2 protein-coding genes and 1 pseudogene are annotated in these 2,735 nt (G+C 76.3%); all 3 read left to right on the top strand.

Annotated features, from left to right (window positions below; all coding sequences use genetic code 11):
• Positions 1–206: pseudogene (locus tag MCBG_RS03565) on the top strand (hypothetical protein); the annotation flags it as partial.
• Between the two features lie 8 nt (positions 207–214).
• Positions 215–1,636: a hypothetical protein gene (locus MCBG_RS03560; RefSeq protein WP_043323846.1), complete on the top strand. Its 1,422-nt coding sequence runs from the start codon at positions 215–217 to the stop codon at positions 1,634–1,636.
• Between the two features lie 48 nt (positions 1,637–1,684).
• Positions 1,685–2,735 (top strand): AAA family ATPase (locus MCBG_RS03555; protein WP_223201042.1); only part of this gene is annotated, 1,051 nt, incomplete at its 3' end.

Genomic DNA, 2,735 nt, shown 5'->3' with positions numbered 1-2,735 from the left:
AGAAGTACCTCGACATCGAGCGGCAACTCGAGCACGAGATCCGTGAGCTGGCCGGCACTGCCGACGAGGCCCTGCTCACCGCGGAGGCGTTCTTCCTGCGCAAGGGCGACCTGTGGGTCGCGGTGCGGCTGGTGCGGCTCAACGACCCGCAGGAGAACCGGGCGCCGCTGGAACGGCTCGCCCGTACCGTCGCCGGCCGGATGTGAGGCGGCCGGTGCGCGGCCGTCGGCTGCTCGCGGCCGGCGTGGCGGCGCTGCTGGCGGTGACCGGCTGCGGCGGCCCCACGCCCGGCCCGGCCGACGCGGCCGACGACGGGCAGCCCCGGTACGGGCAGGCGCCGGCGCCCGGGAAGGACGTCACGCTGCAACCGGACGTGGTGCTGGTCGGCGGCGGCAGCCGCACCGTGCGGTCGGTGAGCCCGGACGGGCTGACCTGGCGGCTCGATCCCGGCGCGCGCGACGCCGACCGGCTCGCGCCCGGCCGGGTCATGTTCCTCACCGGACGCGGCGTGGGCCGGGTGCTCGACCTGGCCGAGGAAGGCGACGACCTGGTCGTCATGATCGGCCCGGTCACACTCACCGAGGTGATCCGCGACGGCACGTTCGGCGGGGACGACGTCACCCTCGACCAGCCGACCGTCTACGTAGCAGGTGAGCCGTCGTGGACCCGGGACGCCGCGGCGGCCGGCGGCACGCTCGGCCGATCCCGGCCGCTCGCCGTCGCGCCCGCGCAGCCGCCGCCCGCGCCGGGCGGGCAGGCCGCCGCGAGCGCCCACGGCTACCGGGTACGGACGTTCTGCTGCGCCGGTGGCGTCGGCACGCACTTCACGTACGACGACGGCGGCGTCCGGCTCGCCGGCACCGTCACGCTCACAGTCGGCCGCCCGGCCGCGTCGTTCCACCTGGCCATCGGCGCGGGCAAGGTGACCCGGGCCGAGCTGGAGATCGGCGGTGGCTTCGGCATCAAGGTGGACTTCACCGCCGGCGTCGACGGCGGGCAGAACCACCGCAAGACGTTCCCGGTCCCGGTCGACATCGCGTTCCCGATCGGACTGGTCGCCGGCCTGCCGCTGTCGTTCACGGTGAGCCAGACGCTGGAGGTGGCCACCGCGTTCGGCGCGAAACTGGGCACGTTCCGCGGCTCCGGCGAGTACGCCCTGGCCGGCAAGCTCGGGTTCGGCTACGCAAACGGCCAGGTGGGGTCGCGCGTGACGGAGGGCTTCGCGCGCCGGGTGAGCCTGCTCGACTCGCTCACCGGCGTGCCGGTCGGCGTGATGGGGCTGGTCGTCCGGCACGGCGTGCGGTTCACCATGGGGATCAGCGCGTTCCTGTTCACCGCCGGCATCTGGTTCGAGCTGGTCACCTCGTACGGGGCCACGATCGGGTCCGCGCTCGGCGCCCCGTACGCGGTGTGCCGGGGCGTCGGCCTCGGCGTACGGGCGAGGTTCGGCATCGGCTACCGCATCCTGGAACCCGTCGTCCAAGTGATCAACAAGTTCCTCAGCCTGCTCAGCCCGTCCCGGGCGCCCCGGATCCCGCCGATCGCGGCGACCAGCGGGCCGAGTTGGAGCGCCGACGTCTACCGCAACCAGGAGGTGATCCCGCCCGTCTCGATATGCGGACAGGTTCCGGGCTAGGCCGCGCCGACGCTGGGTTCGGGGGCCCGGCTGTGCCACCATCCCGCCATGGACGCCGCACTGGTCGGCCGCGACGCGGTCGTCGAGCGGGTGTGGCGCGCCCTGGCGGCGGGCACTCCGGTGCTCCTCGACGGTCCCAGCGGCATCGGCAAGACGACGCTGTGGCGAGCAGTGCTCGGCCACGCCCGGCGCACCGGCTGGCGGGTGCTGTCCGCCGCGCCCACCGAGGCCGAGAGCGCGTTGCCGTACGCGGCGCTGGCGGACGTGCTCCGCCCGCTGGCCGACGCGCTACCGGGGCTGCCGGCGCCGCAACGCGCGGCGGCCGACATGGTGCTCCTGACCGGCGAGCACGACGGCGCGGCGGTCGACGAACGGGCCGTGGGCGCCGCCACCCGCACCCTGCTCGACGCGGCGGTCACGGACGCGCCCCGGCTCCTGCTCGCCGTCGACGACCCGCAGTGGCTGGACCTGCCGAGCGCCCGGGCGCTGCGGTTCGCGCTGCGCCGGCTGTCCCGGTGGCCCGCCGTCCTGGCCACCCACCGCACCGGCGAGACCCCGGCGACGCCGGTGCCGCTCGGGCTGGACGACGACCCGACCGGCCGGCACCCGCTGCTGCGCGCCGACGTACCGCCGCTGCCCGCGCCCGACCTGCACCGCATCCTTCAGGCCCGCCTCGGCGGCACGCTCAGCCGCCCGCTGGTCGAGCGGCTGGCACGCGACGCCGACGGCAACCCGCTGCTCGCCGTCGAACTGGCCCGGGCGGTGCTGCGGCTGCCCCGCCCGCCCGCGCACGACGAGGACCTGCCCGTACCGTCGTCGCTGCGCCGGCTGCTCGCCGAGACGCTGCGGGCGCTGCCCGGCCCGAGCCGGGAGGCGGTCCGGCTGGCCGCGCTGCTGACCGTGCCGGACATGCGGGACCTGACGGCGGCGGGCATGCTGCCCGGCGCGCTGGACGCGGCGGAGGACGCCGGGCTGGTCGTGGTCACGCCGAGCCCGGATCAGCTTCGCCCACCCCCGGTACGCCGCGGCGGTCCGGGAGAGCATCCCGCCGGGAGCCCGGCGGTGCCTGCACGCGGCTGCTCGCCCGCGCGGTCGCCGA

The sequence above is a fragment of the Micromonospora sp. M42 genome (assembly GCF_000568915.1).
Classification (GTDB): Bacteria; Actinomycetota; Actinomycetes; order Mycobacteriales; family Micromonosporaceae; genus Micromonospora; species Micromonospora chalcea.
This window is presented reverse-complemented; position numbering and strand designations above follow the sequence as displayed.